The organism is Spirillospora sp. CA-128828, from assembly GCF_050945415.1.
GTDB lineage: Bacteria > Actinomycetota > Actinomycetes > Streptosporangiales > Streptosporangiaceae > Spirillospora.
On sequence record NZ_CP191986.1, the window covers coordinates 4,201,882 to 4,223,130 of the forward strand.

Annotated in this window: 8 protein-coding genes; 2 read left to right on the forward strand and 6 right to left on the reverse strand. The window is 71.0% G+C overall.

Annotated elements, in window-relative coordinates; all coding sequences use genetic code 11:
* Positions 1–227: 227 nt before the first annotated feature.
* The 3 genes from ACQPXG_RS20640 to ACQPXG_RS20650 all read right to left on the reverse strand — a co-directional run bounded on the left by ACQPXG_RS20640 (position 228) and on the right by ACQPXG_RS20650 (position 2,546).
* Positions 228–566: a hypothetical protein gene (locus ACQPXG_RS20640; RefSeq protein WP_433469324.1), complete on the reverse strand. Its 339-nt coding sequence runs from the start codon at positions 564–566 to the stop codon at positions 228–230.
* Between the two features lie 131 nt (positions 567–697).
* Positions 698–1,147: a hypothetical protein gene (locus ACQPXG_RS20645; protein WP_433469325.1), complete on the reverse strand. Its 450-nt coding sequence runs from the start codon at positions 1,145–1,147 to the stop codon at positions 698–700.
* The gene (locus tag ACQPXG_RS20650; protein ID WP_433469326.1) at positions 1,131–2,546 is read right to left on the reverse strand and encodes a hypothetical protein; all 1,416 of its coding nucleotides are present in this window, start codon (positions 2,544–2,546) and stop codon (positions 1,131–1,133) included. Before ACQPXG_RS20650 ends, ACQPXG_RS20645 begins: the two co-directional genes overlap by 17 nt.
* 573 nt (positions 2,547–3,119) lie before the next feature.
* Between ACQPXG_RS20650 and ACQPXG_RS20655 the strand changes: the two genes are divergently transcribed.
* Positions 3,120–3,533, forward strand: a complete 414-nt coding sequence (locus tag ACQPXG_RS20655) for an ATP-binding protein (RefSeq protein WP_433469327.1) — start codon at positions 3,120–3,122, stop codon at positions 3,531–3,533.
* Between the two features lie 293 nt (positions 3,534–3,826).
* Here the strand turns inward: ACQPXG_RS20655 and ACQPXG_RS20660 are convergent, their stop codons facing one another.
* From ACQPXG_RS20660 to ACQPXG_RS20670, 3 genes are all read right to left on the reverse strand, one after another.
* Positions 3,827–6,328 (reverse strand): SpoIIE family protein phosphatase, encoded by a 2,502-nt coding sequence (locus ACQPXG_RS20660; RefSeq protein ID WP_433469328.1) that lies wholly within the window; start codon positions 6,326–6,328, stop codon positions 3,827–3,829.
* 153 nt (positions 6,329–6,481) lie between these two features.
* A complete protein-coding gene (locus ACQPXG_RS20665; RefSeq protein WP_433469329.1) occupies positions 6,482–7,111 on the reverse strand; it encodes a uridine kinase in 630 nt (209 codons plus the stop codon).
* Between the two features lie 585 nt (positions 7,112–7,696).
* Complete coding sequence (locus ACQPXG_RS20670; RefSeq protein WP_433469330.1) at positions 7,697–9,007, reverse strand: salicylate synthase; 1,311 nt, start codon at positions 9,005–9,007, stop codon at positions 7,697–7,699.
* Between the two features lie 90 nt (positions 9,008–9,097).
* Here ACQPXG_RS20670 and ACQPXG_RS20675 point away from each other — a divergent pair, with 90 nt between their 5' ends.
* Positions 9,098–21,199 carry an amino acid adenylation domain-containing protein gene (locus tag ACQPXG_RS20675; RefSeq protein WP_433469331.1) on the forward strand — a complete coding sequence of 4,034 codons (12,102 nt, stop codon included), beginning with the start codon at positions 9,098–9,100 and terminating at the stop codon, positions 21,197–21,199.
* Positions 21,200–21,249: the final 50 nt, after the last annotated feature.

The window sequence follows — 21,249 nt, forward strand, 5'->3', positions numbered from 1 at the left end:
GTAGTCCCAGAGCGTCCTGGCTACGGCTCCATTGTCCCTGTGTCGTGCCCACAAGTGCTCAGTCATCCCGACAGGTGAACGTTCAGGTTTCACCCCGGCAAACTCTTGCCACATTGACCAGACGTTCGGGCCATACATGCCGACACTGGTACAACCGGCGCGCTCGGCCGATGGAGGTCCATCGTGGGCGCCGGTCCCACTTTCACTTTCAGTCAATCTTCCGGCGCTCAACCCTGCCGAGCTGCGACCCAGCCGCTGGCGAACTGGGCAGCGTCCTTGATGAACTCCTCAAGCCCTGCCTCATCGAAGTTCGCCTCGTCAAGCAAGGTGTCTAGGATGGCGGCCTCAGCACCCATGACAGCCTCGACGTCTTGAGGATCGAAGTCCTCAAAGCTCGGGTCGCCCAGCGCTTCACGAATCATTCCCTCGGCTACCCCAGGATGGATCGGGCTTACGTCCCGTCCATAAGCGATCCGCATGTCCGCTACGAAGCGGATCACGTCCGGAATTGAGTAGCCCGCCGAGAACTTTCGCCGTACCGCAACGCCGAACGCTGCATACAGCATCACGGTATATGGGATGGCCTCTGTCTCGGATGTCGCGACCCGAAATGGCTCCCAGGCATCGGGTTCGCCGTTGAGGAGTGAGCGTAATGCCGTAACATGCTCGTCCCCAATTTGGACTCCTGAACAGTCGACTACTGTGCGAGCCAATGGTCTGCCGTCTCCCGAGCCTGCGTCAGGAAGGTGCTGAGTTCTTCGGCATTGAAATGCTCATCGGCGACCAATGCCGCGAGCAGGAACATCTGATGCCCAATCACAGTGTTGTCGTCGATGTCATCGATCTCGCCCTTTCCTAGCGCGGCGAGAATGATACGCTCGGCGATCTGCGGGTCCAGTGCCTCCGTTGCGGCTTGGGAGGAGGCGCGCACGGTGGCGACAAAGTCGATGACGTCTGAATCTGGCGCAGGTGTTCCGCCCTGCATGAAGCGACGATCGGCAGCCTCGAACACGCCGGCCGCGACCAGCGCGGAGTAGCCGGTGCTGGCCTCTGCTCGGTCAAGCTGATCGAGCAGGCGGCGGTGCTCGTCGGTGCGCCCCGCCAGTTGAGCTTCGAGTGTGGCTATCTGCTCATCCGTTACCGGCATTTTGCCTTCCTTGACTTGCTCTTATCTTTTCCTTGGCGGCACTATACGTCCGCATAGTGGCTTTTGCTAGCACCACTACACCGACCACTCCGCCGATAGTCGCATCCCCGAATTTCATCTGTGAATGTGCGGAATGAAATTCGATTGGAGTACTTTTCCCCGTTTCGGTTTTTAGTGGGCCGGGAGGATTGTCGTCGAGAAATCGACCGATCCCGTCGCTTAGTTTCTTGCCGACATCGACGGTATCATTGGATGACCTGGCAAATCTTCGTCCGAGCCGATCTCGTCGGCGACTCTTCTCGGGATCGGGTTCGAAATACTCGTCACCCTCAGGGTCTTCCTCAGGTGGGCGGAGTTCACCTCGTCCGGGTGTTCCGGTTCGAGGGATGTCGGGTAGGGAGCTGTATTTGTTTGGTTCGTTGTTCGTGGTGGCCGGGCTTTCCGGCCGTTCTTCGGCATTCCTATCACGGTTCTCGCGCAGGTTGCGCAGCCTTGCCTCATCGAAGTGGAGGACCGGCGTCGCCAAGCGTGTGATGCCTTCTTGGACTGGTGGCCATGGGAGCTGGATTTGCTGTGTATTGGGCTGGTCTGTCGTTTCGTCGGCACGGGGTAGGTCCTCGGGGATCTGGTGGTCGCCGCCTTCGGCGGGCAACTGCGGGTCCGCGCCACCGTCCTGTTGATCGGCCGGGGCGGGGGCGGGCTCGTTCTGATCGGTCGGCTCTACCTCGGTCCGGGAGGCGTCTTCGGTGGCGGGTTCCTCGCTGGTGCTTGGCTTCTCGCCGGGCCTGTCAGTTCGTCCCGCCTCTGCGGTCTCATGTTCGCCGCTATCCGGTGGGGCCTCGGTGGTCTGTGGCTCGGCTAGGGCCTCGGGCTTCTCGCCGGTCTCGAACGTCTGGTCGTCCTGGCCGGGGAGTGACTGTTGATCCTGGGAGTCCTTGCCGTCCTGTTTGGGGATTTCGGGCTGGTTGCTGTCGTCGCGCGTCTCTTCGAGGGGCTCGCCGTCCTCCTGGTCGCGGGGGTCCTCGCCGCGCTCGTCCTGCCCTTTCACCTTGCCCGTGGTGGTGCTCGGCTCGGCCTCGCTCTCGCCGACCTCCCGATCCTCGTCGGTGGTCTCCGCGTCGGCTGCGGCGTCCTGTTCCTCGCCAGTGGACTCGGAGGACGATGTTGCCTCGTCTTGCCGCTGCTCGTCGTTCTCCTCGGTGCCGCTTTCCTGCGAGGCGGTCTGCTGGGCTTCGGTCTCGGCCAGCGCGCCCTCGTTCGCCGCGCGGCGGTCCGCGATGCGGGACCGGGAGCCGGGCGCCCCGGGCCGGTCGGGCGGGGGCGCCGGCGGACGGTCAGGGGGCTGGGGATTGTCGGCGTTCTCCACGCGGGTGTCGGTGCCGGGCCGGTCCATGCCCACGCTTTCGGTCCTTTCCGCCGGGGGACGGGGGCCTGCCATCCGCAATCAACCCGATAGCGGACCTATCGCCCTTTCTGCTACATGTCGGACATGCATCCGAGGGGCGTGCGGGGTCGACCTCTGGAGGCGCCATCGCCCATGTAATCGCGAACGTTCAGTCTTTGCACGTTCACCGTCCGAAGCATGCGCCTCATGTTCCTGCGAGTCGGTGGGCCAGTAGCCGCTGTGATGGCCCTTTGTCTCCGAACGTCCTCTTTTCTCGCCGTACGGATTGTCGGGACGCGAACATCGCATCAATCTGCAAGGTTCTTGATCGAGGTGGTGGATCGGTTCTGTCGGGGGCTCTCCTCGCGCGCCCCCGCGTTCATCGTCCGAGTCCGTGAACGTTCACTTCGGGCGACGTTCGTGCAGTGCACGCGTGAAGTGGCAACTCACGCGTCGTGAGCGTGCGAATCCACTGCCTGACGTGAAGATTTGTGTGTGCGTCCCGGTGCGTGCTGTGACGATGAACACGCACGATGACGAACCGGTCACTACGCGCTGAGGAATCTGATGTCCTGTCCCGTATCCGTCATGTCCGTCCCGGTCAGTGCGCAGCGCTGGCGCCGCGACTTTCCCGGCGAACTCTCCCAGGCCAGTGCGGCCCGTCGCTTCACGACGGCGCTTCTCGAAGGCTGCCCGCAACTGGACGATGTGCTCCTCGCGGTGGACGAACTGGTGGTGAACGCCCTGCGGCACACCAAGTCGGGCCAGCCCGGCGGGACGTTCACCGTCGAGATCACCCGATGGGACGGTGCAGTCGTAGTCGCCGTAACCGATGAGGGGGCACCGTCCGAACCCGCCGTGGCCGACGCCGACGACGACGCCGAGTCCGGCCGCGGCCTGCGGACCGTCTCCCTCATGTCCGCCGGATGGGGCTGGTTCGGCAACGACCGCTCCCGGACCGTCACCGCCCTGTTCGGCGCTGCCCTACGCGAGGCGGCGTGAGCTCCCACGACTTTGCGGGGGCGGACGGCCACCTAGGTGCGATCCGCGATGACCGTCCGCCACCTTGATGTCGAACCTGGGGCGGCCTTGCGGACCAGTCGCAGCGCTTAGACCTAATGCCACGCCTGCCTCCGCGCGGCCCTGTGCCCGGATAGTTGGTGCGTCGTCGTCCAGACCCTGGCGGACGGCCTCGCCCTGCTCGATCGGGACCTGCACTGCTTCAAGTTCTTCGCGGCGGCGCCCCTCACCGAATCAGCGCACGCCGCACAGGCCCGCAACCGCGCCGCATCACTTCACGGCGCGCTTCCGGTGGGAGCGGCCGGAGCGGTCTTCGCTTCGGTTTCCGGGTCAGAGCCGTCGGGGGTGAGGCGCTGCTCGGCCCAGATGATCTTGCCTTCGGTGGCGTAGCGGGCGCCCCAGCGGTCGGTGAACTGCGAGATCAGGTACAGGCCCCGGCCGCCCTCGTCGGTCGCCCGCGCGTGGCGCAGGTGGGGGGAGGTGCTGCTGCCGTCGAAAACCTCGCAGATCAGCGTGCCGGTCAGGATCAGGCGCAGCCGGATCGGCGCGGTCGCGTGCCGGATCGCGTTGGTGACCAGTTCGCTCACGACGAGTTCTGTGGTGAAGGCGAGCTCCTCCAGCCCCCACGCACCCAACTGCCGGCTGACCCTCTCCCGGGCATGCGAGACCACTGCCGGGTCGGCGGGCAGGTCCCAGGAGGCGACCCGCTCGGCTGCCAGGGTGCGCGTCCTGACCAGCAGGAGTACGACATCGTCGTGCGGACGGGCGGGGGCCAGGCCGCCGACGACGGCCTGGCACAGGCCGTCGAGCCGCAGGTGGCTTCCCTCCAGCAGAGGACGCAGGCGCTCTCGATCCGGCCCCGCATCGCCGGCGGCGAGGAGGCCGTCGGTGTAGAGGGCGAGCATGCTGCCCTCCTCCAACTCGAGTCCGATGGCCTCGAAAGGCGGGCCCCCGACTCCCAGTGCCGGTCCGATCGGCAGGTCGGGGAAGCTGACGATGCCGTCAGGCGCGACGGTGGCGGGTGCGGGGTGCCCCGCGCTGGCCATGCTGCAGTGCCGGCTGACCGGGTCGTAGACGATGTACAGGCAACTGGTGCCCTTGGCCGAGGGGCCGTCGGCCGATGGACCGGTCGGCTCCTTGCGCATGGCGCGGCCCACCAGATCGTCGAGGTAGGCCAGCACCTCCTCGGGGTGGAAGTCCAGATCGGCGAGGGTCTGTACGGCGGCTCGCACCCGTCCCATGGTGGCGGCGGCATCGATGCCGTGGCCCACGACCTCGCCCACCACCAGCGCGACCCGGGCTCCGGACAGCGGAATGACGTCGAACCAGTCGCCTCCCACGCCGGTCAGTTCGTCCGCGGGCAGGTAGCAGGAGGCGACCTCTACGGCGTCCTGCTCGGGGATGTGCCGGGGCAGCAGGTTGCGCTGCAGCGTCAGGGCGGCGTCGCGCTCCCGGGTGTAGCGGCGGGCGTTGTCGATGCAGACGGCCGCCCGGGCGACGGTGTCCTCGGCGAGGCGGAGGTCCTCGTCCTCGAAGGGCTCGGCACGCAGCCGGAAGAACGTGGCGATGCCAAGCGTGATGCCCCGCGCGCGGATCGGCACCACCATCGACGTGTGGAGGCCCAGTTCGCCGAAGCGAGAGGCCCGGCCTTCCGCGAGGTCGGCCGCCCACTCCATGGCAAGAGGGTCCAGTTCTGGTGATCGCCAGGACGTGCCGCTGGTCAGACAGTGGATCGGAGGAGACCAGGCGTGATAGTGCGCCACGCTCCCGACCGCGACCACGGCCTCCGGAACACCTGAGTGGATGGACTGCTGCCCGGCGCGGTAAAGCGAGACCGTGTCCGCGTCGCCGCCCGGCCCGGGGGTGGGCTCCGCGCCCCTCAGCACTGATTCCAACAGGTCGACGGCGACGAACTCGGCGAGGTCGGGCACGACGACGTCGGCCAGGTCCTGCGCCGTCTGCATGACGTCGAGACTACGGCCGATGTGCTCACTGGCACGATCCAGTAAGGACAGGCGCTGCTTCGACCGGTAGCGGTCGGTGACGTCGACGACGAAATAGCACACGCCCAGAGGTCGTCCGTTCTCATCGTCCAGGCGCATGAAATCCATGGAGAAGGCACGTTCCTGGTCCGGGCGGGAGCGAATGCGGCCGAGGAATTCGTAGTCGAGAACCGGTACCCCGGTCTCCAGCACCTGGCGCATCAACGCCGTGAGCAACTCGGAGTCCACACCGGGCTGGATCTCCTCCAAACGCTGTCCGCGACGCTGTTCGGCCGTGCCACCGCCGAACTGCTCCAGAGCGGGGTTGGACCACACGTACCGCAGTTCGGTGTCCAGGACGGCGAGACCGACAGGCGACTGGGTGACCATCCGCTCCAGCAGTACGGACCGTTCCATGGTGGATCCTGCGGACGAGGCCGCGTCGACTCCCAGAATCAGCCAGATCATGCGCCCCTGAGCATCCTTCAAAGGGATGACGTGCACCTCCGCACCGACGGAGCCTCCGTCGCGATGCCGTGCCGTGAGCAGTCCGGACCAGCTGCCCACCGCCCGGCACCGCTCCGCAATGGCGGGCACACGCGCCGCGTCGGCGGGGGTGAGCAGGGCGGTGACCTGCCGTCCGAGGACGTTCGCCGCCGGGTGGCCGAGCAGGTCCGCAGCGCGCCGCGACCAGCTCGTGACGACTCCCTGCGCATCGAGCAGCACGGTCGCGGCATCGGCGACGTCGAACGGTGCTCGTTGTCCGATCAGGTCGTTCCTCTCGGGTGTCGCCATGACAGCCCCCCGGTTGGCCACATCCCCTTCACTGCTGACCCTTCCCCGTCCTGGGAGGGATGCCACGCCCCGGCCACTGAGGAAATGCCATCGTGAATTCGCAGGTCATGGGCCCGCGTTGTGCGACCACCGCCCCCACGTGACGGCGCCCGGCTACACGGCTTCGATAAGGGCGGGGTGGCGTGGGTCGTCGGTTTTGATGACGACGTCGGCGGTCCGCACGGGATCGGCTTCACGTTCGTAGCGGGCGAATGCCGGGAGCGTCCAGGCGTCGGCGTCCGGGGTGCGGCGGGTGAGCGCGCCGGGCGACAACGTCAGGTGGACGGTCAGGTCGAGCGGCAGACCCCGCCCAAGCAGGAGGGAGCCGTCCAGCAGGAGGACGCCGCCGGTGGCGAGCCGGGTGTACTCGGCCCGCGTCGCGCGGTCCAAGGCGCTGTCCCACAGACTCGGCAGCACGCGCCCGGTGCCGCCCGGCTCCAGCGGCGCCAGCACCTCCCGGGCGAGCCCGGCGATGTCGAGCCAGTGGTCGTAGTAGACATCCGGGTCGTGCCGGCCGAACTCGTACCGCAATGACGCGGGCCGCAGGAAGTCGCGGGCCGACACTCGGACCACGTCGCGGCCCGCCTCGCGCACCGGCTCTACCAGCGCGTCGGCGAGCGCCCAGGGCTCCGCGGCGGGCGGGCCATCGATCGCGACCCGGCGCCACGCGTCGCGCGGCGCGCCGTCGATCTGCCCCACCAGTTCCCCGACGACGAGCCCGGGTGCGATCGGCCGTGCGCGCATCCCACCATCCTGCAACATGTCTCAGGGATGCCCGCGACCAGCGCGGAGTAGGAGTCCCCGGAGCGGTGGTGCGCCGCTCCGGGGACTCCCTGTTCTTCTCTAGGGCCTATCCCTTCTTCTTGCATGCGGGAAAGGCCGCGTTGAGACTGCAGTCTTCGCCCTCACTCGATGACAGATAGACCGTGCTGCGGTCACTCAGAGTGATCTTCCAGCGATTGTTGTCCAGGGGGCACGCCATTCGACATGCAGCCCCTCGCTGCTCGGACTGGCCGGGCTGCTCGGACCGGTGGGGCTCGGGGTGGAATCGGACTCGGGAAGTCCGGTCCTCCCGGTGCCGCCGACTATCAAGACGAGGACCGCTCCTGCGATCAATCCTGCTGTTTTGTTTTGCATTGCTCGAACGGCTGGCAGCCCACCCCGTTTCCCGCGGGGGTTGACGAGGCACCAGCCCTCCCTTCAGGGGGGACCGTCCCTTGGCCCCGCGGTCCAGCAACAGCAGGACTCGGAGCCGCCGTTCCGATGCGATTTTGGGAATGGGCGGTCACCACCGGGCAGCATCGATGCGTCGTCGAACTGCTCTGGCGGTCAGGTTCGAGGGACGACGTAGGGGGCGATGCTGGAGAGCTTTTCGCAGGTCTCTTCGTATTCGCGGTCGGGGGTCGAGGCGCTGACTATGCCGGCGCCGGCGCGTAGCCAGGCTCGGCCGTTCTCGGCGTAGAGGGCGCGGAGGACCAGGGCCGAGTCGAGGGCGCCGGTGTGGGAGACGGTGACCACGGCGCCGGAGTAGAGGCCGCGGTGTTCTTCAAGGCGGGTGATGGCGTCGATGGCTTCGGGCTTCGGGATGCCGGAGGCGGTCACGCCGGGGAAGAGGGCGTCGAGGGCGTCCCAGGCGGTGCGGCCGGGGGAGAGGGTCCCGCTGACGCTGGAGCCGAGGTGCTGGACGCTGCCGCGTTCCTTGACCGTCATGAAGCCGGTGACCTGGACGGTTCCCGGTTCGCACACCCGGTACAGCTCGTCCTGCGAGGTGCGGACGGAGACCGCGTGCTCGTAGATCTCCTTGGGGTCGGTCTCCAGGTCGTGGCGGGTGCGGGCGTCGGCGTCCGCGCCGAAGCCGAAGGCACGGGTGCCGGCGAGGGGCTGGGTCATGACGCGGCCGGCGGCGTCCACGCTGGCGAGGACCTCGGGGCTGAAGCCGGTGGCCTGAAAACCGCCCAGGTCGAGCAGGAAGGAGCGGGCGGGCGTGTTGGCCTCGCGGCCTCGGACGAACGTGGAGACCAGGTCGACGGGGTGGGGGATGTCCAGGCGGCGGGACACGATGACCTTCTGGTAGCGGCCCGCGTTGATCTCGGCCACGGCTTGGGCGACGCGCGTCCGGTAGGAGTCGCCGTCGACCCGGACGTCGACGGGCGAGGGCGCTCCAATGACAGGCGTGTCGGGCCTCGCCAGGAACTCGGCGATCCGGTCGGTGTCGGTCTCGTCTACGCCCGTGATGGTGGCACGGCCCTGCTCGACCCTTACTTCGGTGCGGGGGACGATCAGGTGCGCGAGGCGTCCGGCGTAAGGGGGCGCGGCGAACTCGAACGCGATCCAGCCGTAGGCGTTCCACGTGGGGAGCGGGGCTGAGGCGAAGGTGTCGCGCAAAGCGTCGGCGGGGCGTCCCGTCCACTGGCGAGTGGTCGGCGCGTGGCCGGGCCAGTGGGCCTGGACGGTGCTCGCGTCCAGGACTACCTCGCCCAGAATGCCGCCCGCGAACGTCCATGAGCCGGGGCGTTCGTAGACGACGTAGTCGCCGAACAGTCCGGATCCGGCCAGCCGGGCCATGAGCGCGAGCGGGTCCGAGGCGTGCTCGACGACCAGCTCGGCGGGTTTCGCATCGGTGCGCAGACCAGAGGACAAGGCAGCCAACTCCCTTTCGCGACCGGAAGGTCAAACTTAGGTAAGGCTAACCTTGCATGATTTTCTCAGGCAAGGCTAACCTAACCCGCGGTGGCGAAGCCGACAACGAAAGAGTTGAGCGTGCAGGAGCAGACGACGGCGGCACGGCGACGCGAACTGATGCGGCGGATGATGGCGGAGGCCGGGCTCGGCTCGGACACCGCCCGGCTCAACCCCCGCGGATCGGACGGGCCGGCGCCCCTGTCCTCCGCCCAGCAGAGCATGTGGCTGCACCATCGCGCCTTCCCGGACAGTCCCGCCTACAACGTCTGCCTGCTCGTCCGCATGTCCGGAACGCTCGATGCGGGGGCCTTGCGGGAGGCGTTGCGCGGGCTGATCCGCCGCCACGCCATCCTCCGGACGACCTATGCGGACCGTCACACGGAAGCGCCCGCCGGCGGTGCGGCCGTGCAGATCGTCGGTGCGGACGACTCGCTCGACCTCACGCCGGCCGACTGCGAGGACGCTGAAGCGCGGGCGGCGGAACTGGCGGCGGTGCCCTTTGATCTTCGCAACGAGCGGCCGATCCGGCTTGAGCTGCTCCGGCTCGGCGAGAACGAGCACGCGCTCGTCCTCGTCGTGCACCACATCGCGTGGGACGGCATGACCTGGGGTTCACTGTCGCGCGACCTCTCCGCTCTTTACCGCGCCGCCGTCAACGGAAAGCCGGACGGACTGCCGCGGCTGGACGTCCAGTACGCCGACTACGCCGAATGGGAGCAGAAGCGCCCCCTCTCCGAGGACGACCTCGCCTACTGGCGGAAGCGTCTCGACCCGCCGCCCGCGCCGCTCGACCTTCCCGCCGACCGGCCCCGCGGCGCCGTCGTGTCCGAGCGCGGCGGACGGAGAGCGCGCCGCTTCGACGACTCCGTGACGGAGGGGATGCGGAAGCTCGCCGCCGAGGAGAACCTCACCCCGTACATGGTGATGACGGCCGGCTATGCCGTCCTCCTGCACCGCTACGCCGGAGTGGACGACATCGCGATCGGGTCCTCGGTGATGAACCGCGAGCACACCGAGGTCGAGCGGCTCGTCGGCAACTTCGGGAACACGCTCGTGCTGCGCACCGACCTGTCCGGCGCGCCGACGTTCCGTGAGGCCCTGCATCGGGTCGGCCGGACGGTCACCGAAGGCTTCGCGCATCAGGCGCTCCCGTACGACCGCCTCGTGCAGGAGCTCCGCCCGGCGAGAGGACGCGGACGATCGGCGTTCTTCGACACGATGCTCCTGTTCCTCGCCCAGGAGATCGGCGAGCTGGACCTTCCGGGCGTCACGTCGAGCTGGACGCACATCCACAACGGGACGACGCACTTCGACCTGTCGCTGGAGGCGTTCGTCCGGGCTCACGGCATGACGGTCGAGGCGACGTTCCGCCGCGAGCTGTTCGACGACGCGCGCATCGACGCGCTGCTCGGGCACCTGGAGGCCCTGCTCGGGGACGCCTGCGCCGACCCTGACCGCCCGGTCGGCGCGTTGGAGATCATGGACGCGGATGAGCGGGCCCTGATCGAGAGGGCGAACGCCACCGGACGTGCCCTCCCGGAAGCGAACGTCGTCACGCTGTTCGAGGAGCAGGCGGCCCGCACTCCGGACGAGACCGCGATCGAGGCCGGGGACCAGACCCTCACCTATGCCGAGCTGGACGAACGGTCCACCGCGCTGGCGGCGGAGCTCCGCAGGCGGGGGGCCGGTGCCGAGACCGTCGTCGCGGTCGCGCTGCCGCGCACGCCCGACCTCGTCGCGGCGCTGCTCGGCATCCTGAAGTCGGGTGCCGCGTACCTGCCGCTGGACCTCGACCACCCCGCCGACCGGCTCGCCTACATGCTGGACGACGCGGCCCCGCTCTGCGCGATCGTCACCGCCGGGACAGTGCGTCTGCTGCCGGACGACACGGACCTCCTCGTTCTCGAAGGCCCCGTCGGCGACGCCGGCACGGCGCGGGCGACGGACCCGCGTCCGGACGACCTCGCCTACCTCATCTACACGTCCGGCTCGACCGGCCGCCCCAAGGGCGTCGCGATCCCGCACCGGGCGCTGGCGAACTTCTTGATCACGACGAAGGCCCGGCTGAGACTCGTCCCCGGCGACAGGCTCGTCGCGGTCACGACGATCGCGTTCGACATCGCCGCGCTGGAGCTGTTCGCGCCGCTGATCAGCGGCGCGACGGTCGTCCTCGCCGGCCGCGACACCGTCCGCGACCCGGCCGCGCTCGCCCCGCTGCTGGAGGATGCCACGATCGTCCAGGGCACCCCGTCGCTGCTCGGCACGCTCGACCCCGCCGCGTTCAAGGGCCTGCGGGTCCTGGTCGGCGGTGAGGCGCTGCCCCCCGCGCTCGCCGAGTCGCTGGCCGGCGCGGCGTCGCTCGCCACCAACATGTACGGGCCCACCGAGGCGACGATCTGGGCGACCTCGGCGGACCTGCCCGCGCACGGTATCGGCGGCCCGTTCTGGAACACCCGTGCCCATGTCCTGGACGCGGGGCTCCGGCCCGTCCCGCCGGGCGTGCCGGGCGAGCTGTACCTGGCGGGCGCGCAGCTCGCCCGCGGCTACGTCGGACGTCCCGACCTCACCGCGGAGCGGTTCGTCGCCGACCCGTACGGTCCGCCCGGATCTCGCATGTACCGGACGGGCGACCTGGCGCGGTGGACGCGCGACGGGTCCATCGAGTACCTCGGCCGTACCGACGAGCAGGTGAAGATCCGCGGGTTCCGGATCGAGCCGGCCGAGGCGCAGGCGGTGCTCGCCCTGCAGCCGGGCGTCGCGCAGGCCGCGGTCGTCGTCCGGGAAGACCGTCCTGGGGACGCCAGGCTGGTCGGCTACTACGTCCCCACACGGGAGCTGGACGAGGCCGGCCTGCGCAGCGCGCTCGCCAGGGCGTTGCCGGAGTACATGGTTCCGGCCGCGCTCATCGCCCTCGACGCGCTGCCCCGGACGGTCAACGGCAAGCTCGACCGCGCCGCCCTGCCCGCGCCGGAGGCCGAGGTCTCCGGGCGGGCACCACGCGACGCCCGCGAGACCGCCCTCTGCGCGATCTTCGCGGACCTTCTCGGGGTCGAGGGCATCGGCATCGACGACGACTTCTTCGCGCTCGGCGGGCACTCGCTTCTGGCGACGCGCGTCGCGGCCAAGGCCCGGGCGGTTCTCGGGGGCTCGCTGTCCATCGCGGACGTGTTCGAGGCGCCGACCGTCGCCACGCTCGCCCCCAGGCTGGTCGGAACCGACACCGTGCGCGTCCGCGACGTCGAGCGGCCCGAGACCGTGCCCGCGTCGGCGGCGCAGCGGGGGCTCTGGCTGGAGGAACGCCTCCGCGGCCCGTCCGCGTCCTACGCGCTGCCGCTCGGCCTGCGCCTGCACGGCTCCGTGGACGCGGACGCGCTCGACCGGGCGTTCGGAGACGTCGTCGCCCGGCACGAGGCGCTGCGCACGCTTCTCGTCGAAGGGCCGGACGGCCTGCCCGTCCAGCGCGTCCTGGACACCGGCGTCCGCGCGGACTTCACCGTCGTCGACGCGCGGGGCGAGACCCCGGCGCGGCGCGCGGCGATCGAGCGGGACGCCGCCGCGCACGTCTTCGACGTCGGACGCGACCTGCCGGTCCGCGGCACCCTCGTCCGGACGGCCGGAGACGAGTGGTCGCTGATCATCCTGCTCCACCATGCCGCCGCCGACGAATGGTCGTTCACGCCCCTGCTCGCCGACCTCGCCCACGCCTATGAGGCCCGTCGCGCCGGACGCGAACCCGGCTGGGAGCCGCTGCCCGTCCAGTACGCCGACTACGCGGCCTGGCAGCGTGAGGCCGCGCCCGACACGACGCCGCAGCTGGGTTTCTGGGAGGAGACCCTCGCCGGGCTGCCCGAGGAGACCGTCCTCCCCTTCGACCGGCCGCGGCCGGCGGAGGCGAGCCACCGGGGCGGGCTGGTCCCGTTCCGGCTGCCGGTCGCCGGGGCGCGGCGGCTGGCCCGCGAGACCGGCACCAGCGTGTTCATGGTCCTGCACGCCGCCGTCGCGGCACTGCTCCAGCGGACCGGGGCGGGCGACGACATCGCGCTCGGCTCGCCCATCGCGGGACGCGCCGACGAGGACCTCGCCGACCTGGTCGGCGTCTTCGTCAACCCGCTCGTCCTGCGCACCGACCTGTCCGGCGACCCCACGTTCGCCGAGCTGCTCGAACGGGTCCGCGCCGCCGACCTCGCCGCGTTCTCCCACGCCGACGTCCCGTTCGAGCGGGTCGTGGACCGGCTCGCGCCCGAACGGTCGCTCGCCCGCAGCCCGCTGTTCCAGGTGATGATCGTTCACCAGCGGCTGGACGACGTGCGCCTCGCCCTCCCGGGCGCGCGCGCCGAGCCGTTCCTCCCGGAGACCGGCGGGGTGAAGTTCGACCTCGACCTCTATTTCGCGGAAGGGGACGGCGAGGTCGAGGGGTTCGCCGCGTTCGCCGCCGACCTCTTCGACGCCGCGACCGTCGAGCGGATGCTGGACGACCTGAGCGAACTCCTCACGCAGGTCACCGAAGACGCGGGCCGGCGCCTGTCGTCCCTCGGGGCGCCCGTCGAGCACCCGGACACCGTCCGTGAGTTCCCCGTCCGGACGGTCGCCGCCCTCATCGAGGAGCAGGCGGCCCGGACCCCGGACAAGACCGCGCTCGTGTTCGGCGACACCGAACTGACCTACGCCGACCTCGACCGCCGCGCCGAGGCTCTCGCCGACCGCCTCGCCGCCGCCGGTGCGGGCCCCGAACAGGTCGTCGCGCTCGCCCTCCCGCGCTCGGACGAGTTCGCCATCGCGCTGCTCGCCGTGCTCAAGGCGGGCGCCGCCTACCTTCCCATCGACCTGGCGTATCCGCCCGCCCGCGTGCGGACGATGCTGGACACCGCCCGGCCGCTGCTCGTCCTCGGACGGGACGAGCCGCCGCTGGACGTGCCGCCCCGCGAACGGCCGGACGTCCACCCGGACCACACCTCCTACGTCATCTTCACGTCCGGCTCGACCGGGACGCCCAAGGCCGTCGCCGGCACCCAGCGCGCCCTCGCCAACCGGCTCGCGTGGGGCGCCGGCCTCGCCGCGCCCGGCGTCCGCGTCGCCAAGAGCTCGCCCGCGTTCATCGACGGCACGACCGAGCTGCTCGGCGGTCTCGTCGCCGGCGACACGGTCGTCATCGCCGACGACGCGACCGCCACCGACGCCGTCGCGCTCGCCGACCTCATCGAACGGCACGGTGCCGGACTCGTCACGCTCGTCCCGAGCCTGCTCTCGGCGCTCGTGGAGAACGGGCTCCCCCCGTCCGTCACCACCTGGATCAGCAGCGGGGAGGCGCTGGCGCCCGCGCTCGCCGAGCAGGTCCCGGCGCGGCTCGTCAATCTCTACGGGTGCTCCGAGGCCGCGGGCGACAGCCTCATCGCCGAAGCCGGGGGACTGCGACCCATCGCCAACACCCGCGCCCACGTCCTCGACGGAGCGCTCCGCGAGGTCCCCGTCGGCGAGCTCTACCTCGCGGGCGACGGGCTGGCGCGCGGATATCTCGGCGACCCGGCGCGGACCGCCGAGCGGTTCGTCGCGAACCCGTTCGGCCCGCCCGGCTCCCGCCTCTACCGGACCGGGGACCGCGTGCGGCGCCGCCCGGACGGCGGGCTGGACTTCCTCGGCCGCGCCGACGAGCAGATCAAGATCCGCGGCTTCCGGATCGAGCCGGGCGAGATCGAGGCGGTGATCGCGGCGCGGCCCGGCGTCCGGCGGACGGCCGTCGCCGCCCACGGATCACGCCTCGTCGGCTACCTCGTCGGCGACGTCGACACCGAGGCGCTGCACGAGTCGCTGCGCGCGCTGCTGCCCGGCTACCTCGTCCCGTCCGAGCTGGTCGTCCTGGACGAACTGCCCCTCAACCCGAACGGCAAGGTCGACCGGCGCGCACTGCCCGAGCCGGGGCGCCCGGCCGCCGGACGAGCCCCGTCCACGGAGGCGGAACGCGTCCTCGCCCGGCTCGCCTCGAACGTCCTCGGCCGCGACGCCGTGGGAGCCGACGACGACTTCTTCCGCGCCGGCGGGGACAGCATCAGCGCGGCGCTCCTGGTCGCGCGCGCCCGCCGCGCCGGACTGTCGTTCACCGTCAGGGACGTCTTCCGGCTGCGGACTGTCGAAGCCCTGGCCTGCGCGGCCGCACCCCCCGAGGAGAGGGAGCGCGCCCAAGCATCGGACCCCGCCGGTGAGCTTCCGCTCTCGCCGCTCCAGGAGGGCCTGCTCTTCCACCTGATGCTGGCCGGCGAAGGCCGCGACATCTACGTGCAGCAGGCCGTGGTGACGCTGTCCGGGCCGATCGATCCCGGGCGGATGGCGGACGCGCTGCGCGCCACGCTGGAGAAGTTCCCCAACCTGCGCGCCGGGTTCCGGACGGACGGCGACCGCGCGGTCCAGTTCGTCCCGGACGACTTCGACGTCCCGTGGACGCACGCCGAGGTGTCGGCGGACGAACTCGACGCGTTCGTCGACACCCAGCGCGCGGAACCGTTCGACCCGGCCGAACCGCCGCTGATCCGATTCGCCCTCGCCACCCTGGCCGAGGACGACCACAGGCTGATCCTCACCTCCGAGCTGATCCTGCTCGACGGCTGGTCGGGCGGGCTCCTCGTCACCTCGCTCCTCGACTCCTACACCGACGCCGCCGCCGAGGCCGCCCGTCCCGTCCCGCCCTTCCGCGCCTTCCTGGACTGGGTGAACGGCCGCGACCGTGCGGCCGCCGTGGACGCCTGGCGCCGCGCCCTCGACGGCTTCGACGAACCCGCCCTCGTGCGTCCGGGCCTGGTCGACAAGCCGGCCGACCTCACCGGCGCCGGCGAAGTGCACCGGGCGCTGCCGGCCGATCTCGCCGAGCGTCTCGACGAGGTCGCCCGGGAGCAAGGCGTCACGCCCGGCACGCTCTTCGAGACCGCGTGGGGCATGGTCCTCATGGGCCTGACCGGACGGGACGACGTCGTCTTCGGCGCCTCCGTCTCCGGACGCCACCCGGACGTGGACGGCGTCGAATCCATGGTCGGCCTGCTGTTCAACACGGTCCCGGTGAGGGTGCAGGCGGGACCGGCGGACGCTCTCACCACCGTGCTCGACCGCGTCCAAGCCGCCCGGTCGGAGCTGTTCGACCACTCCTTCGTCGCGCTCGCCGACGTCCAGCGCGCCACCGGTCTCGGCACGCTCTTCGACACGCTGTTCGTCTTCCAGAACTTCCCCGGCATGCCGACCGGCCGCGGCTTCGGCCCGGACGGCGCACTGCGCGTCACCGGCCGCGAGGTCCGCGACGCCACCCACTACCCGATCACGATGGTCGTCGAGCCGGGCACCTCTCTGCGTGTCATGTACCGGGGCGACGCGTTCACCGAGGCCGAGGCGGAACGCATCACCGACCGGTACGTCCAGGTCCTCCGGCAGCTCGCGGAGACCCCCGGGAGCCCCTGCCACCGCGTCGACCTGCTCGTCCCGGATGAGCACGACCGGCGCCGGCGCGACTGGGACGAGGCGTGGCATCCCGTGCCCGAGCTGACGGTCGCCGAACTGCTCGCCGAACGCGCCGCGGAACAGCCTGAAGACCTCGCGCTCGTCTCGCTCCCCGGCGTCCGGCTCACCTACGGGGAACTGAACGCCGAGGTCAACCGGCTCGCGCGGCTCCTGCTCGCGAACGGCGCCGGTCCCGAGAAGGTCGTCGCGCTGGCGCTGCCCCGCTCGGCGCAGATGGTGGTCGCGCTGTTCGCCGTCCTGCGCACGGGCGCCGCCTACCTGCCGCTGGAACTCGACTACCCGGCCGACCGCCTCGACTACATGCTCCAGGACGCCGCGCCGACCTGCCTGGTCTCGCACCGCGACATCGCCGCCGGCCTCACCTGCTCCGGCGCCGTCCTCGCGCTGGACGACCCGGAAACGGCCACGGCCCTCGCCGCGCAGCCCGGCGCCGACCTGGCCCCGGACAAACTGCCCGGCTTCGCCCCCGGCGCCCCCGGCCGGCTCGACCATCCCGCCTACGTCATTTACACGTCCGGCTCGACGGGACGTCCCAAGGGCGTCGTGACGCCCTACCGGGGCCTCACCAACATGCAGTTCAACCACCGCGCCAACATCTTCGACCCGGTGGTCGCGTCGGCGGGGCGCCGCCTGCGCATCGCGCACACCGTCTCGTTCTCCTTCGACATGTCGTGGGAGGAACTCCTCTGGCTCATCGAGGGCCACGAGGTGCACGTCTGCGACGAGGACCTGCGCCGCGACGCCGAAGCGCTGACCGCTTACCTGCGGCAACACCGCATCGACGTCATCAACGTGACGCCCACCTACGCCCAGCAGCTCCTGGACGAGGGCATCCTGGACGGCGAGCACCGCCCGCCGCTCGTCCTCCTCGGCGGGGAGGCCGTCCCGGCGTCGGTGTGGGACCGGCTCGCGCAGGCCGACGGCGTCCTCGGCTACAACCTCTACGGACCGACCGAGTACACGATCAACACGCTGGGCGGCGGCACCGAGGACAGCGCGACCCCGACCGTCGGCAGGCCGATCTGGAACACCCGCGGCCACGTGCTCGACGCGTGGCTGCGTCCTGTCCCGCCCGGCGCGCCGGGCGAGCTCTACATCGCGGGCGCCGGCCTGGCGCGCGGCTACCTCGGCCGCGCGGACCTGACCGCGGAACGCTTCGTCGCCGACCCGTTCTCCGGGGGGCGCATGTACCGGACGGGCGACCTCGTGCGCGTCCGCGACGACGGCAACATCGACTTCCTCGGCCGCACCGACGACCAGGTCAAGATCCGCGGCTACCGGGTCGAACTGGAGGAGATCGAGACCGCGCTCGCCGCCGAACCCGGCGTCGGGCAGGCCGCGGTGGTGGCCGCCGAGACGGACGTCCCCGGCGTGAAGCGCCTCGTCGGCTACGTCGTCCCGGACGGCTCCCGCGAGGGCGCCGCCGACGAGCAGCTCGCCGAATGGCGGCAGATCTACGACGCCGAGTACAGCGAGGTCGGCACGGTCGTCCACAACGAGGAGTTCGCCGGCTGGGACAGCAGCTACGACGGCGCCCCCATCCCGCTCGACGACATGCGCGAGTGGCGCGAGACGACGGTCGAGCGCATCCGCGAGCTCGATCCCCGCCGGGTCCTGGAAATAGGCGTCGGCGCGGGCCTCCTCCTCACCCGCCTCGCCCCCGGGAGCGAGGAGTACTGGGGAACCGACTTCTCCGAACCGGTCATAGCGAAACTCCGCGCTGATCTCGGTGCGGACCCGGCCGTCCGGCTGAGCTGCCGGCCCGCGCACGACATCGGCGGGCTGCCCGAGAACCACTTCGACACGATCGTGATCAATTCGGTGGTCCAGTACTTCCCGGGCGCCGCCTATCTCCAGGACGTGATCGGCAAGGCGATGCGGCTGCTCGCGCCGGGTGGCGCCCTGTTCATCGGGGACGTCCGAGACCTGCGCACCGTCCGCTGCCTGCACGCGGCCATCCAGCTCGGCCGTGGCGGCGGTGACCTGGAGGCCGTCGACCGCGCCGTCCGGATGGAGAAGGAACTCCTCCTGGACCCCGCCTTCTTCGCCGCCCTCGACGGCCCAGGCTGCGTGGACGTCCTGACAAGGCGAGGCATCCACCACAACGAACTGACCCGCCACCGCTACGACGTCGTCCTCCACAAGGACGCTCCGCCCGCCCCGGTCGCACCTGTCGTGGACTGGGACACGTTGGACGACTTCATCGCGCGTCCCGGAACCGGCCAGAAGCAGGTCAGCGGCGCGACGGCGGATGAGACGCGTGCCGTGGTGCCGGCACTGCGCGACGGCGCGTCGCCGGAGGAAATGCGCGGCGCGTCGCCGGCCGGGTCCGGAGGCGTCCTGCGGGTGCGGGGAATTCCCGACCCGCGGTTGTCGGGCGAGGTCGCCGCACTGCGGATGCTGCGCGAGGGGGCATCGGCGGACGAGGCGCGGGAGGCCCTGTTCTCCTCGCCCGAAGGGATCGAGCCGGAGACGCTCTACGCGCTGTTCCCGGACGTCGTGCTCACGCCGTCCGCAGAGACCGGGTGCTACGACGCCGTGTTCGGCGGGGGAGCGGCCTTCCTCCCGGCCGAGCCGGGGCGCGCACCTGCCTCGTATGCGAACAATCCGGTCGCGGCGCGCGACCACGGGGTGCTGGCCGCGCGGGTGCGGGAGAGCCTCAAGGCGAGCCTGCCCGGCTACATGGTCCCGAGCGCGATCATGACGCTGGACGCGCTGCCGCTGACGGTGAACGGCAAGCTCGACCGGCGCGCGCTCCCCGATCCCGGGCGGGACGGGCCGCGCCGGACGGGACGCCCGCCCCGCACACCCGTCGAACGCCTGCTGTGCACGCTGTTCGCCGAGGTGCTCGACGCGCCCGGCGCCGGCATCGACGACGACTTCTTCGATCTCGGCGGGCACTCGCTGCTCGCGACGCGGCTCGTCGGCAGGGCACGCGCGGTACTCGGCGCGGAACTGGCCATCCGCGACCTGTTCGAGGCGCCGACCGTCGCGGAACTGGCCGGCCGCCTGCATCGCGGCGCCGGAGCGGAACCCCGGCCCGTCCTGGAGCCGAGGGAACGGCCCGGGCGCGTCCCGCTGTCGTCCGCGCAGCGGCGGCTGTGGATGCTCGACCAGCTGCTCCGCGAGGACGACGGGCCGCGCGACGGATACCATCTGCCGCTCGCCGTCCGGCTCCGGGGCCGCCTCGACCTCGCCGCCCTCGAAGCGGCGATCGCGGACGTGACCGCCCGGCACGAGAGCCTCCGGACGGTCTTCGCCGAACACGACGGCGCCCCCTACCAGCGGATCATCGATCCGGACGACGCGAGGCCCGTCCTCGAAGTGGCGACCTGCGCGCCCGAGGACGTCATCGCCAGGCCGTTCGACCTCGCGAAGGACGTCCCGCTGCGCGTCGCCGTGTTCCCCGAGGGCGAGGACGAGCATCTGCTGCTCGCCGTCTTCCACCACATCGCGTTCGACGAATGGTCGTTCGGGCCGTTCGCCCGCGACGTCGCCGAGGCGTACGCGGCCCGGCTGGGCGGTGCCGCGCCGGCCTGGGAGCCGCCGCCCGTCCAGTACGCCGACCATGCGCTCTGGCAACGGGAACTGCTCGGCGACCCACTCGACCCCGGCAGCGTCCACGCCCGGCAGCTCGCCCACTGGACGGGCGCGCTCGCCGACCTGCCCGAGGAGATCCCGCTGCCCGTGGACCGGCCGCGTCCCGGCACCGTCGGCCAGCGCGGCGGGACGCTCACCGCGGACCTCCCGCCCGGCCTGTCCCGGCGGCTCGGCCGGGTCGCGCGCGACGCGAACGCCAGCATGTTCATGGTGTGCCAGGCCGCCGTCGCCGCGCTCCTGCACCGGACGGGCGCGGGCGACGACGTCCCGCTCGGCAGCCCCGTCGCCGGGCGCACCGAGGAGGCCGCCCGCGACCTCGTCGGGTTCTTCGTGAACACGCTCGTCCTGCGCGCCGACCTGTCCGGCGATCCCACGTTCGCGGAGCTGCTCGCCCGCGTCCGCGCGGCGGCCCTGAGCGGACTCGCCAACCAGGACCTGCCGTTCGAGGCGGTCGTCGAGGCGCTGCGGCCGCGCCGCGTCCCCGGGCGCAACCCGCTGTTCCAGGTGATGGTCGGGTACGAGAACCAGGGCGTCGGCGATGTGCGGTTCCCCGGCCTGGAGCAGCGTGAGGCCCTGTTCGGGCCGGGCGCGGCGAAGTTCGACCTGGACTTCATCTTCCGCGAGGGCCCGGACGGTCTCCGGCTGATCGTCGACTACTCCGCCGACCTCTTCGACCGCGGCACCGCCGCCGCGCTGGCGGACGGCCTGACCGCGCTGCTCACGGCCGTCGCGGACGATCCCGGCATGAAGGTCGGCGCGCTGCCCGCCGTGCTGACCGCCCGGGCCGTGACCGCGGAGACGACCGCCGCGGCCGCGCGCCCGGAAGACGACCGGGTGGACGACCGGGAGGCGGCGCTGTGCAGGATCTTCGCCGACGAGCTGGGCGTCCCCGAGGTCGGCCCGGACGACGACTTCTTCGACCTCGGCGGCCATTCGCTGCTCGCCATGAAGCTCGTCCGGCGGATCCGGCGGGAACCCGGATGCGCCGACCTGAAGATCGCGACCCTGATGACCGCGCCGACCGTGGCCGGTCTGCTCGCCCGGCTGGAGTGAGGCGGCTCATACCCGGACCCCCATTGCAAAGTTAGGTTAGGCTAACCTAA